A 17,269-nucleotide genomic window follows, 5' to 3' on the forward strand; every position below is an offset into this window, starting at 1 on the left:
CGCATCATGAACCTGCGTTAACCATGCCTTGCATTCGACGGACGTTGACAAAGACACATGCTGCCAAAGGAAAGTCACAATCAGGATGCATGGGGCGCGAGTAAATTGTCATGATGGACGAAGACAATGTCTAACAAAGCCGCAAGCCCTGCTCCTGCAAAGCCAGCCGCCGCAGCCCTGATCAACCATTACAAGCCTGTCGGCATTGCTGCACTTTCAGCAGCGGCCCTTTGTCTGAAGACGAAGACGGCACGGAAGTAACTCCGGCAACCTGCCCGACCGGCCGCTCCCAACGCTTTCTTGGCAGCGTGCGCAAGGCGGGAAGGATTGCGAAAAAGGCTGCGCCCGCATCCTCGATGTGGCACCGTCGGCATGCGTTGACTTGCATCGTTCGGCCGGAGCCATCTTCATGATCATTGCCTACTGCTCGAGTGCACGAGGTCTCGAGCGCCGGGAGCTTTCCGGCGACGACCAGATCCCGTCGACAGCGGTCTGGATCGACCTTCTGCGCCCGACCGATGAAGAGCTGCACTCGGCCGAGGCATTGATGGGCGCCGAAATTCCGACGCGCGCGGAAATCGCCTCCATCGAGACGTCTGCGCGCCTCTACGATGAACCCGGCGCGATCGTGATGACGGCTCTCCTGCCCATGGCAGTGAAGATGGTCGATCCCGAACTGTCCTCCATGACCTTTGTCCTGTCGGCCAAGAGGCTCGTTACGGTTCGTTATGGCGAACCGCAGTCCGTTGCCCAGTTCGTCAGGCGCCTGAAGAACGACACCGAACTGGACCATGCGGGCCCGTCGATGGCCCTCGGACTGATCGAACAGATCATCGACCGGGCCGCCGATGTCATGGAAGAAGCCTCACGCGGCTTCGACCGCATTTCGGTCAGGGTGTTCGAGGAGGGCATCAGCGCCCGCGGAAAGTCCGTCTACCAGGAAGCGATCCGCGAACAGGGGCGTCTTGGACTTCAGGTGGCCAAGATGCACGACGTTTGCACCAGTCTTGCACGCCTGCTGCTCTATCTGGAAAACCACGGCCGCAAGGTTTCCTTGAGCGACGACCAGGTTGTCGCCTGTCAGAGCTACGGCCGGGATATTCACTCCATCAAGGAGCACGGCGATGCGCTCGACAACAAGCTTTCGTTCCTGCTCGACGCGACGGTCGGCCTCGTCACGCTCGAGCAGAACCAGATCTTCAAGATCTTCTCCGTGCTCGGCGTGATCTTCCTGCCACCGACCCTGATCGCCTCGATTTACGGCATGAACTTCGTCAACATGCCGGAACTGCAATGGCAGGCGGGCTTTCTGTTCTCGATCGGCCTGATGGCCACTTCGATCGTGCTGACCTATGTCTTCCTGCGCTGGAAGCGGCTTCTCTGATCCTTGCCGGTCAGGCCACGTCGCCACGATCCAGTTCCCTGCGCAGGTGCGCGGGCGGCAGCGTGTGCAGGCGGTTCCAGGCCCTGCGGAACTGACGGGTCGAGGAGAACCCTGCCTTTTGGGCGATGTTCTCCATGTCCAGCCGCGATCCCGCCACGAGATCATGTGCCAGTGCGATGCGCATGCGGTTGACATAGTCGGTCACGCTGAGCCCCGTCTGCTGGTTGAATAGACGCGACAGGCTGCGCGGGCTCATGGCGGAAAGATCGGCCAGCGTCGCGACCTGCCAGTCGCGGGAGGGATCGGCCGCGACAGCGTCCTGAACCCGGTGTATGACCGGGTGGATATGGTTGCGCCCTTCCAGCCAGGGCGACAATTGCGGGTCCGCCCCTCCCCGTCTCATGTAGACCACCATGTAGCGAGCGACCGCCAGCGCCACCCCGTGGCCGGTATCGCGCGACACCATGGCCAGCATGAGGTCAATTCCGGCGGTGATTCCCGCGCTCGTCAGGCGTTCGCCATCTTCCACAAAGAGCCGGTTGTCGAGAACACGTGCCCGCGGGGCGCTATCGCGCAGTTTCCCGATCGTGCCGTGATGGGTCGTGCAGTCATGACCATCGAGCAACCCCGCCCGTCCGGCGAGGACAGCGCCAGAACAAATGGTCACGAGCCGGATGCCCGGCCGAATACTGCGCGCCAGCCAATCGACGATTTCCGTCTCAAGGCGTGCATCATCCTTCGGTTCGACGGCCACCGGACCGACATCTGACAGACGCGGCAGCGGCTCATCGGCAGAGCCGGAGATCACCACCACCGCGTCGTCGGGCAATGTCTCCGGAAGAGGCTGCATTCCGGTGACATCGAGGCCGATGGAGCTGCACAGACGCAAAGACGGACTGACATAGCGGACGGCATATTGCAGGTCCGCCTGCTCCATGTTCGCCTTCCGCAGGACCTCGATCGGGCCTGCGACATCGAGCAGAAGCACACGCGGCGGCACGACCACATAGACCGGTACGATGCGTGGACGTGCCGCTCGGGTCATGCCGCGGCCTGTCCGGCAAGCTCGGCGAGGACTTCATCGGCTGCAAGGATCCGGGCGAACCGGCCGGCCAGCACCAGCTGGGTACGCTCGGTGATCTCCGCAGCGCTCCAGGTACGGCCCGAGGCATCGGTCATGGGGAAGGTAAGCGTCGCATCCAGGACAAAGTCGACGGCATAGCCAAGGTCGGAGGCATGGCGGGTCGTGGTCTCGCAGCATTGCTCCGTGCGGATCCCCGAGATGATCAGGCGACGGATGCCGTTCGAAACGAGCCAGAAGTCGAGGCCACTGCCGACGAGGGCACTGTGTCGGCGCTTTCGGAACACGGCATCGGGTTCGAAGTTAAGCGGCGCCATCGTCCTGACGTTGCCCGAGGCTTCGGAAAACGGCCCGGAGTCCTCGACGTGGAAGATCTGCACAACCGGGATCCCGGCGGCCTTCGCGCCATCGATCAGGACTTGCTGGCGCTCAAGATATGCCGCCAGGCCGTCCTCGACGAAATAGGGACGGTGACGGAAGGATTCCTGGACGTCTATGACAATCAGTGCGGTATCAGCGGACATTTTCAGACACTCCGAATGGACTTGACGCGCCCATTCTACGTGCCGGATCATAAGCCGAAATGCCGCTCCAGGACAGATAGGGGACACTTCACGCCAAACGATGCTTCGGCCCTGCCAGACCGGATCGTGCGGGCCAGCCCTCCCCCGCTTTTACGGATAGAGCCGTTCCTTCGACCAGTCCTCGCCGTCCGAACCCCGGGTAAAGACAACCCGGTCGTGCAGACGGAACGGACGGTCGTGCCAGAACTCGATGGAGGTCGGGACCAGGCGCATGCCGGACCAGTGGGCCGGACGCGGGATCTCGCCAATGGCGAACTTGGCGGTGAACTTGGCGACTTCCTTTTCCAGCGCGAACCGGCTTTCGAGCGGACGTGACTGTTTCGACGCCCATGCTCCGATACGGCTGCCGCGGGCGCGCGACTGGTAATACTCGTCCGCTTCCTCATCCGACACCTGGACGATCGGCCCGCGAATGCGGACCTGTCGGCGGAGCGACTTCCAGTGGAAGCACATGGCCGCCTTTCCGGCCGACAGGAGCTCGCGCCCCTTGGCGCTTTCGAAATTTGTGTAAAACACAAAGCCGCGCTCATCGAAGTCCTTGAGCAGGACCATCCGCACATTTGGCAGGCCGTCAGGGTCGACAGTGGCCAAAGCCAGCGCATTCGGATCGTTCAGTTCGCTCGCGGCCGCATCCTCAAACCATTCACGAAACAGCTCGAACGGCTTTGCTGCTTCTGTAAAGTCACCATTTGTTAACTCTTTTGGCGAAGTGTCGGACTTGGTCATCTGTTACCTGTCGAGCGTTCAGAAGGCAGCCTGGCTGCAGAAGTGGTCGGATCGCAATTAGCCTCGGCAATTCGGGATCGCACCACATGTTTCATCGCCACACATATACAGCCCGTCTGACAAAGATCCAGAGCCTTGCCGCGCCTGCCCTGTCGCTGGTCCTGCTTGCTGGCGGTTGTGGTCAGATCAGCATGCCGCTCGGCAGCGCCGACGTCGAGACGCCCCTGGTGCTGACCGGCTCCATTCCCTCGGCAAGCGATGTCGCCTTTGCCGATGTCGGCGAGGACGACCGCAAGATCATCGCGATGACGCTTGATGCCGTGACGGCGGCGGATGGGCCGGAGCCCGCCGCATACAGCGAGAGCGCGGCCGACGAGAACAGTCGCCTGGCCTGGACCAATCAGGAAAGCGGCAACTCGGGCCGCATCAGTGAGATCGACAAGACGGGTCTGGCGGAGACAGGTTGCGTGGCGTTCAAGACAACCGCAAACACCATTGCAGGGCTTAAGATCTATTCCGGTTCGGCCTGCCGCGACATCTCGAGCCGCATGACGATCACGAGCCTCGCGGCGGGCGACGCTTGAACCGCGCTCCAATCCCGGTAAAACAGGCCTGACGGATCCTGACCACTCGGGCAGGCCAGCCCGGGCAAGGGCTTCGGCACTGGAATTTTTTCCTAGCAGCCCCGATATATCGGTCAAGACATGAATTCGCGAGACGGTCCGCCCGTGACCGTCCTGTACTGGTGACAACAAATGCGTGATCCCTATAGCGTCCTCGGTGTTGCGAAGAACGCTTCCGAGACGGACATCAAGAAGGCCTTCCGCAAGCTGGCCAAGAAGTACCATCCGGATCAGAACAAGGATGATCCGAAGGCACAGGCGCAGTTTGCCGAGGTCAACCAGGCCTATGAGATCGTGGGCGACAAGGAAAAGCGCGGCAAGTTCGATCGCGGCGAGATCGACGGACAGGGCAAGCCCCGCTTCCAGTCGCACGGTTTCGAAGGTTTTTCCGACTTCCAGGATTTCGGCAATGCGGGCGGCGCGCGCGGTTTCCGCGGCCAGACCGGCGGTGGCGGCGGCTTCGGTGGCGGCGGCTTCGACGACATCCTGAACGATATCCTGGGTGGTTTCGGCGGTGGCAGGCGTGGCCGTACTGCCGGTGCGGGTGCGGGCGCAGGTCCGCGGCCGGGCGCAGGAGCCGGGGCGAGCGCTGGCCGTGCGACGCCCACCAAGGGCAAGAACGCCGATCTCGTTGCCATGGTCTCGCTTGAAGACCTGATCAACTCGGGCAAGGCGCAGGTGACGTTGCCGAGCGGCAAGACGGTCAACGTCACGATTCCTCCCGGCACGCGTGAGGGCGAGAGCATTCGCCTACGCGGTCAGGGCTTTCCGGGCGAAAACGGCGGCACTGCCGGCGATGCCATGGTGGAAATCCGGTTCAGGAAGCACCCGCTGTTCGAAGTGCGCGGCAACGACCTGGTCCTCGAACTGCCCCTGACGCTCTATGAAGCCGTGCTCGGCGCCAAGGTGCGCACGCCGACCCTGGGCGGCGCCGTCAACCTCAACATTCCCGCCGGTTCTTCCGGCGACAAGACCATGCGCCTGAAGGGCAAGGGACTTCCGACCAAGACCGGCCACGGCGACCTTCTGGTCAAGCTGCAGATCGTTCTGCCGCCGAATGCCGATGGCGAGCTCGAGACCCTGATGAAGGCCTGGCGCGACGTCACACCCTACAAGGCACGCGGCCCGGAATTCGACTGACGCCAAGTATGCCAAAGGCCGCTCCATCGAGCGGCCTTTTTTGTTTTGCCGCTTCATTCGGGAAGGCGCAGGGCAACGCCGCTCCCTCTCCCGTCATCCCGGACGAAGCAAAGCGGAGATCCGGGACCCACTTGCAGGCCCGCTTGCCGAAGCGGCGGGAACGGGTCGGGCACCTGCCGAACGGACATTGCTGACCTGATCCGCTCTGCAAACGAGTAGGCCCCGGATCTCCGGCTGGGCCTTCGTCCGGGGTGACGGTGATAATGCGGAGTATAGCCCCGGCCACACGCTAGGTGCCGTCCCGGACCTGATCCGGGACCAGGAAATTCGGCGGGGCACGCAAAACGAAAAGGTTGCGGCGTAAGGGTTTCCGGATCTCCGGATGTGCCTGCGTCCGGGGAGACGGTGAGAGGAGGCGGAGCGGTGGACGGAAACGCTGCTATCCCCGCTGTTTCTTCGGCAAGCCGTTGAAATCATTACCTCGAAAATCGTTTATCCCCCACACCTCGGAGCTGCCGTTTCATGAATGCCGTTCCTGCCCGCACGGGGCCGACAACGGACCGACCGTTCGTGGGTGGCAGGAACCGGAGATCAGGCGGGCTTGCGGCCTAACGGACCGCAACGCGCGCCAGGGATCGGTGAGACTGCCGCTGGACGCCGGGCTCGGGCGCGCTTCCAGTCGCGGGTCAGGCCTGACATCTGGCAAGGCGGGTGCCCCAAGTCACATCCGCGGCGCAGCAAAGGTGCAGGCCGGTTTGCCGGTTCTTCGGGACAGGTCTTCGGGCAGGCACTCGGCCTTGTCACTTCCCACTTCACTTTCAGCCCCGGCAAGCGCCGGGTGCCTGCCATCCCGTTCGGATCGAGCGGAGCCACACTGCCGGAACGCCGGAGGCAAGCCTCGCGGCGCTATTTGTGCTGGCGTCAGGTCCCCAGCCCCGTGTCTGGAACAAGAGACGGAAGAAACGAGGTTGATGACAAACCTTTCCGGCCTGCCTTCCCGGACGCAGCGAAGCGAAGATCCGGGATCCTCACTCAGCTCAATGCATTGGAAACCAGCATCTATCGATGGGGTCCCGGCTCAAGGCCGGGACTGCGCGGGATAAAGTTTGGAGAGATCTAGGCTTGTCATCATCCTCGAAAGGGTGTTTTCGAGCCTTTGGGGTTGTTCGATAAGAACGCCGTTGCCGAATACGCCCCTCTCCCCCCTTTGAGGGGGAGATGTCAGCGAAAGCTGACAGAGGGGGGGAGACAGTGCCTCTAAAATGAACCGTCCTTCAATACGGAGAGGTCCATACCCCCCTCTGTCTCCTGACGGAGACATCTCCCCCTCAAGGGGGGAGAGGAGAACAAGCGAAACTGCATGGATCACCCACCGATCAAGTCGGGGATGACAGGTACCGGATTGGGCCAACGCTATCCTTCTCCCGCCGGGAGAAGGTGCCCGACGGGCGGACGAGGGGAACGAACAGAAGCCCAGAGATGGGCCTGCCCCTCACCCTCAGGGAGGGGCGACAGAGACGGGGTGAAAACGACCGACCGTCGTAGACAGTAGCCCCCTCTCCTATTTTCTCGTCAGCCCTTCACCGGACCCATGTCGCAGGGCGGGACGCTGTCTTCCGGCACGAAGAAATCGGGTGCCAGCGAAACGCTCGGATCGACCCGGTAGTGGTCGAAGTTGGAGACGCCGCGCGAGGCAAGGAAGGTGTCGTCGATAAGGAACTCACCGGTCAGCTCGCGGGACGGCGTGGAGAAGATCGCGTGGGCGGCATCGGCCAGGATGTCCGGCGTACGGCTCTGCTGCATCATCTGGTCGCCGCCGAGGAGGTTCTTCACCGCCGCTGTCGCGATGGTCGTACGCGGCCACAGCGCATTGACCGCAATGCCCTTCTTGCGCAGTTCGCCGGCAAGGCCGAGCACCACGAGGCTCATGCCGTATTTGGCGATGGAATAGGGCGTATGACCGGCGAACCACTTTTCCTTCATGTCGAGCGGAGGCGACAGCATCAGGATATGCGGGTTATCGGACTTCTCCAGATGCGGGATCGCATGCTTGGAGCAGGCCAGCGTGCCGCGCGTGTTGATCTGGTGCATCAGGTCGAAGCGCTTCATGTCGGTCTGGGAGACCGGCGTCAGCTGGATGGCGCTGGCGTTGTTGACGACGATGTCGAGCCCGCCGAAGGTCTCCGCGGTCTTGTCGATCGCGGCCTTGACCGCCTCGTCGTCGCGCACGTCCAGAACCAGCGGCAACGCCTTGCCGCCGGCGGCCTCGATTTCTTCCGCCGCACTGAAGATCGTGCCTTCAAGCTTCGGATGCGGCTCGGCGGTCTTGGCGGCGATGGCGATGTTGGCGCCGTCGCGGGCTGCACGAAGGGCAATCGCCTTGCCGATGCCGCGCGATGCGCCGGTGATGAAAAGTGTCTTGCCGGACAGGCTCATGGGAAGTCTCCGAAGTATCCGTCAGCCCTTGGGCTTTTTCGACATGAAGGCCTGGAAGGCCGCAATGGTTTCCGGTGAGGACAGGCGCTCGCCGAAGATGCGCGCCTCCTCCTCGATCGTGTCGTTGAGGGCCGTGCGGTCGCCGCGCAGCAGCCGGCGGGAGATGGCCATGGCCTGTGGCGGCTTGGCGGCAATCGCCCTGGCGCATTCCATGGCCGCTGCATCAACGTCCTCGACGACCCAGTTGACGAGGCCAGCCTGCTCGGCCCGCTCCGCGTCGAAGGTCTCGCCGAGGCAAAGAAGTTCGAACGCACGCGCATGGCCCATGATCTGCGGTCCAAGGACGGAGGACCCGGCTTCCGGAACCAGTCCCAGATCGACAAAGGGCGTCTTGAAGATCGCGGACGGGCTGGCAAAGACCATGTCGCAATGCATCAGCAGGGTGGTGCCCACCCCGATGGCCAGACCGTCAACGGCGGCAACGAGCGGCTTCTCGTTGCGGGCGATTGCGCGCAGGAACCGCAGGACCGGCGTGTTGGAAAGGTCGCCGCCGCCTGCGTATTTGAGGAAGTCGGCAATGTCGTTGCCGGCGGTGAAGACGCCGGGCTGACCGCAGATGACATGGCATCGCACGGCATCGTCAGTATTGCCGGTCTCCAGTGCTTCGGCCATGACGGTGTACATGTCGCCGGTCAGGGCGTTCTTCTTGTCGGCACGATCCATCCGGAGGATGGAAACACCCCCCTCCAATGATTTCTGAATCATCGTCGCTCTCCGTTATGGCCCGGTCAGGAGGCCAGGGCTTCCGGGTCGAAAGCCTGAATGGCTTCGGCCGACGTGGTGATGTCCAGCCCGAGGCCCGCGGTCTCGCCCAGGGTCGTCTCGGCGAAGTTGCGGGCCAGAAGTGTCCGTTCCTTCAGGGCGGCAGCGTTATCCGGACCTGAACGCAGAGCACCCTTGGCCAGAAGGGCAGCGCCATAGGTCAGGCCGGAAAGGCGCAAGTAGGGCGTTGCTCCGGCAAGAACATCGGCGACGCGGCCTTCTGCCTGCGCGGTCATGATCCAGGTGGTCACGCGTTCCATCTCGTCGATGGCCATTTTCAGGCGGACGGCGGTTGCACCGAAGTCAGGGCGGTTGGAGGCAGCCACCTCGTCTGCAATCTGGCGCAGTTCGGCAATGAAGCCCTTGACGTGCTCGCCGCCTGAAAGCGGCAGCTTGCGCATGACGAGGTCCATCGACTGGATGGCATTGGTGCCCTCGTAGATGGTCGCAATCCGGCTGTCGCGCAGATGCTGGGCAGCGCCGGTCTCCTCGATGTAGCCCATGCCGCCATGGACCTGGACACCCATCGATGTGACCTCGACACCGAAGTCGGTCGAAATGGCCTTCGCGAACGGCGTCAGCAGGCCGGCGCGTTCGGCCCAGAATGTCTTGTCCTCGGCGCTTTCGGCGACATGGGACATGTCGATTGCATGGGCGCAGGCATAGCAGATCGCACGAGCGACCTGGGTGCGGCTCTTCATGGCCAGCAGCGTGCGCTTGATGTCCGGGTGACGGGCAATCGGGCTCATGCCCTCCTGCGTTTCCCCCGGGGCTCGGCCCTGGCGGCGATCAAGAGCGTAGGCCAATGCCTGCTGATAGGCGCGTTCGGCAACGCCGAGCCCCTGGATGCCGACCGCGAGGCGGGCGTTGTTCATCATCGTGAACATGCAGGCCAGACCGCGGTTTTCCTCGCCGATCAGCCAACCGGCGGCACCGCCTTCGTCGCCATAGACCATGGTGCAGGTCGGCGAACCGTGAATGCCCATCTTGTGCTCGACACCGGCGCAGCGCACATCGTTGCGCGCACCCAGCGAGCCGTCGTCGTTGACGAAGAACTTCGGCACCAGGAACAGTGAAATGCCGCGGGTACCGGCCGGAGCGTCCGGCAGGCGGGCGAGAACCAGATGGACGATGTTGTCCGTCATGTCGTGCTCGCCGTACGTGATGAAAATCTTCTGGCCGGAAATCCTGTAGGTGCCGTCGCCAACCGGCTCGGCCTTGGCCTTCAGGGCGTTCAGGTCTGACCCTGCCTGCGGCTCAGTCAGGTTCATCGTGCCCATCCACTCGCCGGAGACGAGCTTTTCAAGGTATTTGGACTTAAGCTCCTCGGAAGCATGCTTTTCCAGGGCCTCGATGGCACCGATGGTCAGGGTCGGACCGATGGCAAAGGCCATCGACCCGGAGTTCCACATCTCCATTGCAGCCGCGCTGAGCATGGTCGGAAGCCCCTGCCCCCCGGCGTCGACCGGAGCGCTCAGCCCATTCCATCCGCCCTCGATCCAGCTGTGATAGAGTTCCTTCCAGCCCGGAGGGGTTGTGACTGTTCCGTCCTTGAAGGGCGTGCCATGCTTGTCGGCGACCGCATTCATGGGAGCGATTTCCTCGGCCGCGAAACGCCCCGCTTCGCTCAGGATGGCGGAAACGAGATCATCACCGAGATCGGCATGCGCATCGGTTTTCTGCAGGTCGGACAGACCGCAAACCTCTTTCAAGGTGAAGGCGATCTCGTCGGTAGGCGCACGGTACATTCAGGGGCTCCCTCTCGTGTTTCCTCCCTGCCACCTTGACGGGGCAGCGCCGGGGCCGCAAAAGGCCCTGACATATCTTGTTGAGGCGACAATACCGACGTTGACGTTAACGTCAAGCCGTGTCGCAGCGGCATGTGACTGCATTGAAGCGGACCGGTTCAAAGCCCGCCCGCAATGTGGCAGCAGTTGATCAGGGAACGATGGATCTTTCCATGCAACGTTGGACGGTAGATCTGGATCAAGAAGACTGGCGCGACGACCCGCAGGCGCGCGGCGTTGTCGCTGCGATCCTGGCCGGTGAACTGGTGGCAATCCCGACCGAAACGGTCTACGGCCTCGCTGCCGATGCAACGAATGGTCTTGCCTGCGCGAAGATCTATGAAGCCAAGGGCCGCCCGCAGTTCAACCCGCTGATCTCGCACCTGCCGTCCTTCGAGGCGGCCCAGCAACACGGCATATTCGACGAGGATGCCTGCAGGCTTGCCGAAGCGTTCTGGCCCGGCCCGTTGACGATCGTGGTTCCCAAGCAGGCCGGGTCGACGATTTCGGACCTGGCGACTGCTGGTCTCGACACGGTTGCGCTGCGTGTGCCCTCCGGTCCGGTCATGCGCTTTCTGTCAGAGACCAGCGGCGTTCCCCTTGCCGCGCCCAGCGCCAATATCTCGGGCCGCGTCAGCACGACAACGGCCGATGAGGTCGCCCGCGATCTCGAAGGAGCCCTGAGTTTCATCGTCGATGCGGGCCCCTGTCCGGTCGGGATCGAGTCCACGATCGTTGCCTGCGTCGACGGAACACCGCGGCTCTTGCGTCCCGGCGGGTTGGCTCGCGAGGAGATTGAACGGGTGCTAGGACGAGCACTTGAAGGCGCCTCTCCGGCTGCGAACCCGGAAGCCCCACAGGCCCCCGGAATGCTCACGTCCCACTACGCGCCCAACGCCCGGATGCGGCTCAACGCAGATGAAGTTCGCGACGCAGAAGCGCTCCTGTCTTTCGGCGCTCATCCGGTCGGCGCTGCAGAAACGGCTGTGGCAGAGATAAACCTGAGCCCCTCGGGCGATCTGGCCGAAGCCGCGGCAAGGTTGTTCTCGGCCATGCGTGAGCTTGACCGGACGGGCGCGGAAACCATCTGCGTTCAGTCGATCCCAATGACGGGGCTTGGGGAAGCGATCAACGATCGTCTTCAACGAGCCGCTGCTCCGCGTCCGTAAAAGACAACACCGCCAATTTTACTTAGTCCTACTGTCTGCATCTGTCGCAGCTTCATTCGCATTTCGAAGTAGACGCCTCTGGATACGCGTTGAAATCACGTAACTAATGAGCTTTTACACAGATAGATCGGCAACTTTATTGCTCGACGGTCGATCCAAGGCGTCCGAATCGCGTAAGTTAAGATACAGAAATTGAGATGCAGCGGACCTCCCCTCGAGCGCTTTTGCGTTCGCACCTTTCGGGGCCAGATCCAAGAGCGGGTCGGCCCCGTTTCTTTGCCCGGACAGCAATCTTCCCGCTTCAGCAGCTGCCCCTTTTCACCCTCCGTGACCGGGACAACACGTAGCCTGATTGTTTCATTGACACTGCGCACCTGTGCCGCTCTGATGGGCGCAACTTCCCGCCGTGTTCGCGGCAATTCTCCCTGGTGCCTGTCTTGTCCACGCTGCTTCTTCATCATCCGACATACCTCGACCACCTGACTCCGGTGGGTCATCCGGAACGTCCGGACCGCGTCAGGGCCATCGACAGGATTCTTGAACACGAGCGGTTCCAGGCCCTTGAACGGGAGGCAGCCCCCATCGGCCGGCGCGAGGACATCGCCCGCGCCCATCCGATGTCCTATATCGACATGCTGCATAACCTGGCCCCTGACGAAGGCCTGGCCAGGATTGACGCGGACACGACGCTCTCGCCCGGATCCTGGGAAGCGATCCTGCGCGGCGTCGGCGGCGCTTGCCAGGCTGTTGAAGAGGTCATGACCGGCAAGGTAACCAACGCCTTCTCCGCCTCCCGCCCGCCCGGACACCATGCGGAAAAGGACCGGGCCATGGGTTTCTGTTTCTTCAACAATGTCGCGGTCGCCGCGCGCTACGCCCAGCACGTGCACGGCGCCGAACGTGTCGCGATCGTCGATTTCGACGTGCATCATGGCAACGGCACCCAGGATATCTTCTGGGACGACCCGACCGTCATGTATTGCTCGACTCACCAGATGCCGCTTTACCCGGGATCGGGGGCGGCGAACGAAACGGGTTCGGCCAACACGATCGTCAATGTTCCCCTTGCTGCCGGCGACGGCGGCCCGATCTTCATGGAAGCGGTCGAAACGGCAATCCTGCCGCGCCTGGACGCCTTTGCACCCGACCTTGTCATCATTTCCGCGGGCTTCGATGCCCACATGCGCGATCCGCTGGGATCCCTCAATCTTGTCGAGGCCGACTTTGCCTGGGCCACGAAATCCCTGATGGACGTTGCGGACAAGCATTGCAACGGACGTGTCGTTTCGGTTCTGGAAGGCGGGTACGATCTGGAAGGACTCGCCCGGTCCACGGCAGCACACGTGCTGACGCTCATGACGGGCTGACGCGAGCCGCAACATCTGAGGAAAGTCGGCCTCATCGACGCCCTACGGCTTGACCTCGGGGAGAGGGGCCGTAACTGTTGGCACGATATCAAGCCGCCAACCAACCGGGTTTCAACGATGACCAGCTCCGCACCAGCAACAGATGTTTCCGCCCTCTCCTTCGAAGAGGCATTGAAGCAGCTGGAGACGATCGTGCGCGAGCTCGAGCATGGCAATGTGCCCCTGGAGCGCAGCATCGAGATGTACGAGCGAGGAGCCGTCCTGCGCACCCATTGCGACGGCCTTCTGAAAGCTGCGGAAGCCAAGGTCGAGAAGATCCAGCTCGGACAGGACGGACAGCCGAGCGGAGTTTCCGCGCTGGATCCGGAGAGCTGAGGCGGCGGCTGACGCAAATTTCGTCGAATACACCCGATAAAATTAGTTAAAATTACTCATTTCGTTACGGCACCCAGCGTTCTTCGCTTGCATTACGGCGATTTCGGGAAAATCATGCGCGCATGATCAAAATATCGGCCGAGGACGAGTTCAGATTAATTGAACGCGTGCACGAATGTGCGGGCAATCCGTCACTATGGCCAGAGACCTTACGCTGCGCCCACCGAACCTTATGCTGCGATGTGCGCCTGATCGAGGTTGAGCGCGACGGAGAGCATACCGGCAGATATTGCAGTTTCGAGGACGCCGACCTGACCCTGGACTTTCTCAGGGAGCTGCACACCGAGGCCAACCGAACCGCCCTGAACTTCCTGTTGAACGATGCGGCCCTCAACTACCCCTATTGCAAGGTGCAACTGGTCCTGAACAACCCGGACGGTTTTCCATGGCCGAGCGGCGAGGAACCTGAGATCGCGAAATGGCCGGGGCTGATCGCGCCGGTACACCGTACGCCGGACGCGACCATCCTGCTTGCCTGTTTCTGGACGACGGTGGCTATCAACGAAATGAATCCGGACTGGGTCATGAGCCCGTTCCGGCGCTTTGCAAAAGCCGTGTCTTCAGCGCTCGAGATCTCCATCCAAACGGCTATCAGGCAAGACCGGAACAATGCGCTCGAACTGATGATGGATCATCAGAGCGACGCCATGTGCCTCTTGGATGAGGACCTCTCTATCCATTACTCGACACCGTCGTGCCGGGCGATCCTGACTGACGGAGACATCTTCACGGTTGCCGACAATCGCCTGGTTCCCGTGCGCCGTGACCTTGAGGCCGCACTCCAATCGGTTTCTCGATACGTGATGCAACAGCGGCACGGCCAAGACGGATCGCAGCTTCTGAATTCACACCCCCTGCCCGAGCAATCGGTACTCGTTGCCGACAGCGAGAATTCACTGTGCCGAGTGTCCATCCGCGGGCTTACCAATGCGCAGAACGTGCAGGGAATGGGCAACCCCGGCTACATTCTTGTAGAGGTCAAGAAGCCGACCCGCCTCTCGAAGGAAATGCCCCCTCTGCTGCAATCCGCCTTCGGCCTGTCGAAAAGCGAGGCGCGTCTCGCTCTCGATCTTGCGTCGAGCGGCTCCATCACCGACACGCTCGACAATCTTCAAATTACTCGTAATACGGCAAAGACGCACTTGCGCCGGATCTACGAAAAGACCTCTACCCAATCGCAGGTCGAGCTGATCCAGCTGATCCAGAGCCTGAACGGTTTGTTCTAGAGCGTCCGAAAACAGCAGCCCGGCCGTTGTCAGCAGGCTTTCTTTGCTGTGTTCCCTGAAAAGAAAAACGGAAGTTATTTCCGACGCTTGTCCGAATGTCCGGACCATCAACGGAATTCGCCCAAGCCCGCATGATCAAATTGACGGCATGCCCTTGAAACCGGCACACGTTCACAAGACGGATTTATCCAAAAAAAAGGGGCCGTCGAAACGGCCCCAGTTGATCACTGTGCACGTGGCCCCATCGACCACGGTGAAGAATTTATTCCACTTGCAGTTTAAATGCATCACCCAAATGGGTGACTGATATGGTAATTCGGCTGAATTTCGTTATTTTTGACAATGTTTTCCCTTCATATTTCATTAACTTCCGGGATTTCAGACCAGCCCCGGGTGGTTTAATTCCTGCATTTGCACCCTACCTCTGCTTGGTGTAAGCCTGCCCGCCAAACCATGTGATCACTGGAGCTGATTTCCGCGTGACTTCCAAGCCGTCCACCCCTCTTCTCGACCGGATCAATGCTCCGGCCGATCTTCGCATGTTCGAGGAGCAGGATCTGAGGCAGGTCGCCGACGAACTGCGCGCGGAGATGATCGACGCGGTTTCCGTTACGGGCGGTCATCTTGGTGCCGGCCTCGGCGTGGTCGAGCTGACGGTCGCGTTGCATTATGTCTTCAACACTCCGGACGACCGGCTGATCTGGGATGTCGGGCACCAGTGCTACCCGCACAAGATCCTGACCGAGCGGCGTGATCGCATCCGTACCCTGCGCCAGGGCAACGGCCTGTCCGGCTTCACCAAGCGCTCGGAAAGCGTCTACGATCCGTTCGGTGCGGCGCATTCGTCGACGTCGATATCGGCGGGTCTGGGCATGGCGGTCGGCCGTGACCTTGCCGGACGCGACAACAATGTCATTGCGGTGATCGGCGATGGTGCCATGTCCGCCGGCATGGCCTATGAAGCCATGAACAATGCCGGACATCTGGGCTCGCGCCTGATCGTCATCCTCAATGACAACGACATGTCCATTGCGCCACCGGTTGGCGCAATGTCCGCCTATCTGGCCAAGCTGGTGTCGGGCCCGACCTATCAGTCATTGCGCGATGCAGCCAAGAACATCGCCAAGAACCTCCCCAAGCCCTTGCAGGAAAAGGCGGCGCGCGCCGAGGAATTCGCCCGGGGCTTCTGGACCGGCGGCACCTTGTTCGAAGAGCTCGGCTTCTATTATGTCGGCCCGGTCGACGGTCACAATCTCGACCACCTGCTGCCGATCCTGAAGAACGTCCGCGATACCCATCACGGACCGGTCCTGATCCATGCTGTCACCCAGAAGGGCAAGGGATACGCGCCGGCGGAAGGCGCCAAGGACAAGTATCACGGCGTCGCCAAGTTCGACGTTGTCACGGGCAAGCAGGCCAAACCGAAGGCAAACGCCCCAAGCTACACGAATGTCTTCGCCACGTCGCTCGTGCGCGAAGCCCAGGATGACGACAAGGTCGTTGCCATCACCGCCGCCATGCCGGACGGAACGGGCATCGACCTGTTTCAGGAAGCCTATCCGACGCGCACCTTCGATGTCGGCATTGCCGAACAGCACGCAGTGACCTTCGCGGCCGGTCTGGCAACGGAAGGCTACAAGCCCTTCACCGCGATCTATTCGACTTTCCTGCAGCGCGCCTATGACCAGGTGGTGCATGACGTCGCGATCCAGGGTCTGCCGGTGCGTTTCCCGATCGACAGGGCCGGTCTCGTGGGCGCCGATGGCGCGACACACGCAGGTGCTTTCGACACCGCCTACCTTGCCTGCCTTCCCGGCTTTGTGGTGATGGCAGCAGCCGACGAGGTGGAGCTGCGGCACATGGTGGCGACCGCTGTAGCCTATGACGAAGGCCCGATCTCGTTCCGTTATCCGCGCGGAGAAGGCGTTGGGCTGGAACTCCCCGAACGCGGCTCGATCCTCGAAATCGGCAAGGGCAAGATCCGGCGCGAGGGCACCAAGATCGCCCTGCTCTCGTTTGGTGGCCGAATGGCCGAATGCCTGCAGGCAGCCGATGAACTGGACGCCGCCGGCCTGTCCACCACGGTCGCGGACGCACGCTTCGCCAAGCCGCTGGACACAGATCTCCTGACACGGCTTGCCCGCGAGCATGAGGTCCTGATCACGGTCGAGGAAGGCTCTATCGGCGGCTTCGGCAGCCATGTGTTGAGCAAGCTGGCAGAGCTTGGCCTTCTGGACAACGGCCTGAAGGTGCGCACGATGACCCTGCCTGACATTTACCAGGACCAGGACAAGCCGGACGTCATGTACCAGCAGGCCAATCTGACCTGCGATGGCATCATGAAGCAGGTATTCCAGGCTCTCGGCTCGGATGGCGTTACCGGCGTCCAGCGCGCCTGACACCTTTTACCCCTCCTCTCAGGTGCGACATCTACGCGCTCATATGCGACAGTCATGTGCTGGAGGCATGGGGATCTGCACAACCTGGCA

15 protein-coding genes are annotated in these 17,269 nt (G+C 61.8%); 9 read left to right on the forward strand and 6 right to left on the reverse strand.

Annotated features, from left to right (window positions below):
* The first annotated feature begins 126 nt into the window (after positions 1-126).
* Together ACN0SY_RS05570 and ACN0SY_RS05575 are read left to right on the forward strand one after the other, a co-directional pair.
* Positions 127-261: a hypothetical protein gene (locus tag ACN0SY_RS05570; protein ID WP_417685188.1), complete on the forward strand. Its 135-nt coding sequence runs from the start codon at positions 127-129 to the stop codon at positions 259-261.
* Positions 262-409: 148 nt separating this feature from the next.
* Entirely contained in the window at positions 410-1,384 is a 975-nt protein-coding gene (locus ACN0SY_RS05575; RefSeq protein WP_417685190.1) for a magnesium transporter CorA family protein, read from the forward strand.
* Positions 1,385-1,394: 10 nt separating this feature from the next.
* On the opposite strand, the gene ACN0SY_RS05580 is transcribed toward ACN0SY_RS05575, so the two are convergent.
* The 3 genes from ACN0SY_RS05580 to pdxH form a co-directional block, all read right to left on the reverse strand.
* The gene (locus ACN0SY_RS05580; protein WP_417685192.1) at positions 1,395-2,429 is read right to left on the reverse strand and encodes a GlxA family transcriptional regulator; all 1,035 of its coding nucleotides are present in this window, start codon (positions 2,427-2,429) and stop codon (positions 1,395-1,397) included.
* Positions 2,426-2,989, reverse strand: coding sequence for an isochorismatase family protein (locus ACN0SY_RS05585; protein ID WP_417685193.1), 564 nt, complete (start codon positions 2,987-2,989; stop codon positions 2,426-2,428). Before ACN0SY_RS05585 ends, ACN0SY_RS05580 begins: the two co-directional genes overlap by 4 nt.
* 150 nt (positions 2,990-3,139) lie before the next feature.
* Entirely contained in the window at positions 3,140-3,775 is a 636-nt protein-coding gene (gene pdxH / locus ACN0SY_RS05590; protein WP_417685195.1) for a pyridoxamine 5'-phosphate oxidase, read from the reverse strand.
* A gap of 86 nt (positions 3,776-3,861) precedes the next feature.
* Here pdxH and ACN0SY_RS05595 point away from each other — a divergent pair, with 86 nt between their 5' ends.
* Together ACN0SY_RS05595 and ACN0SY_RS05600 are read left to right on the forward strand one after the other, a co-directional pair.
* Positions 3,862-4,359, forward strand: a complete 498-nt coding sequence (locus ACN0SY_RS05595; RefSeq protein ID WP_417685197.1) for an RT0821/Lpp0805 family surface protein — start codon at positions 3,862-3,864, stop codon at positions 4,357-4,359.
* A gap of 171 nt (positions 4,360-4,530) precedes the next feature.
* Positions 4,531-5,538, forward strand: coding sequence for a DnaJ C-terminal domain-containing protein (locus ACN0SY_RS05600; RefSeq protein WP_417685199.1), 1,008 nt, complete (start codon positions 4,531-4,533; stop codon positions 5,536-5,538).
* Positions 5,539-7,110: 1,572 nt separating this feature from the next.
* Here the strand turns inward: ACN0SY_RS05600 and ACN0SY_RS05605 are convergent.
* Genes ACN0SY_RS05605 through ACN0SY_RS05615 form a run of 3 tightly spaced genes read right to left on the reverse strand, consistent with a single transcriptional unit; the run spans position 7,111 to position 10,544 of the window.
* Complete coding sequence (locus tag ACN0SY_RS05605) at positions 7,111-7,974, reverse strand: SDR family oxidoreductase (RefSeq protein ID WP_417685201.1); 864 nt, start codon at positions 7,972-7,974, stop codon at positions 7,111-7,113.
* A 21-nt stretch (positions 7,975-7,995) separates the two neighbouring features.
* Entirely contained in the window at positions 7,996-8,739 is a 744-nt protein-coding gene (locus ACN0SY_RS05610) for a crotonase/enoyl-CoA hydratase family protein (RefSeq protein ID WP_417685203.1), read from the reverse strand.
* A gap of 23 nt (positions 8,740-8,762) precedes the next feature.
* Entirely contained in the window at positions 8,763-10,544 is a 1,782-nt protein-coding gene (locus ACN0SY_RS05615; RefSeq protein WP_417685205.1) for an acyl-CoA dehydrogenase, read from the reverse strand.
* A 212-nt stretch (positions 10,545-10,756) separates the two neighbouring features.
* On the opposite strand from ACN0SY_RS05615, the gene ACN0SY_RS05620 reads away from it, so the two are divergent.
* From ACN0SY_RS05620 to dxs, 5 genes are all read left to right on the forward strand, one after another.
* The gene (locus ACN0SY_RS05620) at positions 10,757-11,752 is read left to right on the forward strand and encodes an L-threonylcarbamoyladenylate synthase (protein ID WP_417685207.1); all 996 of its coding nucleotides are present in this window, start codon (positions 10,757-10,759) and stop codon (positions 11,750-11,752) included.
* A 437-nt stretch (positions 11,753-12,189) separates the two neighbouring features.
* A complete protein-coding gene (locus ACN0SY_RS05625) occupies positions 12,190-13,119 on the forward strand; it encodes a histone deacetylase family protein (protein WP_417685209.1) in 930 nt (309 codons plus the stop codon).
* 117 nt (positions 13,120-13,236) lie between these two features.
* Entirely contained in the window at positions 13,237-13,494 is a 258-nt protein-coding gene (locus ACN0SY_RS05630) for an exodeoxyribonuclease VII small subunit (protein WP_417685211.1), read from the forward strand.
* Positions 13,495-13,616: 122 nt separating this feature from the next.
* On the forward strand, positions 13,617-14,780 hold the full coding sequence (locus ACN0SY_RS05635) for a helix-turn-helix transcriptional regulator (protein WP_417685213.1): 1,164 nt from the start codon (positions 13,617-13,619) through the stop codon (positions 14,778-14,780).
* A gap of 479 nt (positions 14,781-15,259) precedes the next feature.
* Positions 15,260-17,179 carry a 1-deoxy-D-xylulose-5-phosphate synthase gene (dxs, locus tag ACN0SY_RS05640; protein ID WP_417685215.1) on the forward strand — a complete coding sequence of 640 codons (1,920 nt, stop codon included), beginning with the start codon at positions 15,260-15,262 and terminating at the stop codon, positions 17,177-17,179.
* Positions 17,180-17,269 lie beyond the last annotated feature (90 nt).

The sequence above is a fragment of the Roseibium sp. genome (assembly GCF_048261595.1).
Lineage (GTDB): Bacteria > Pseudomonadota > Alphaproteobacteria > Rhizobiales > Stappiaceae > Roseibium.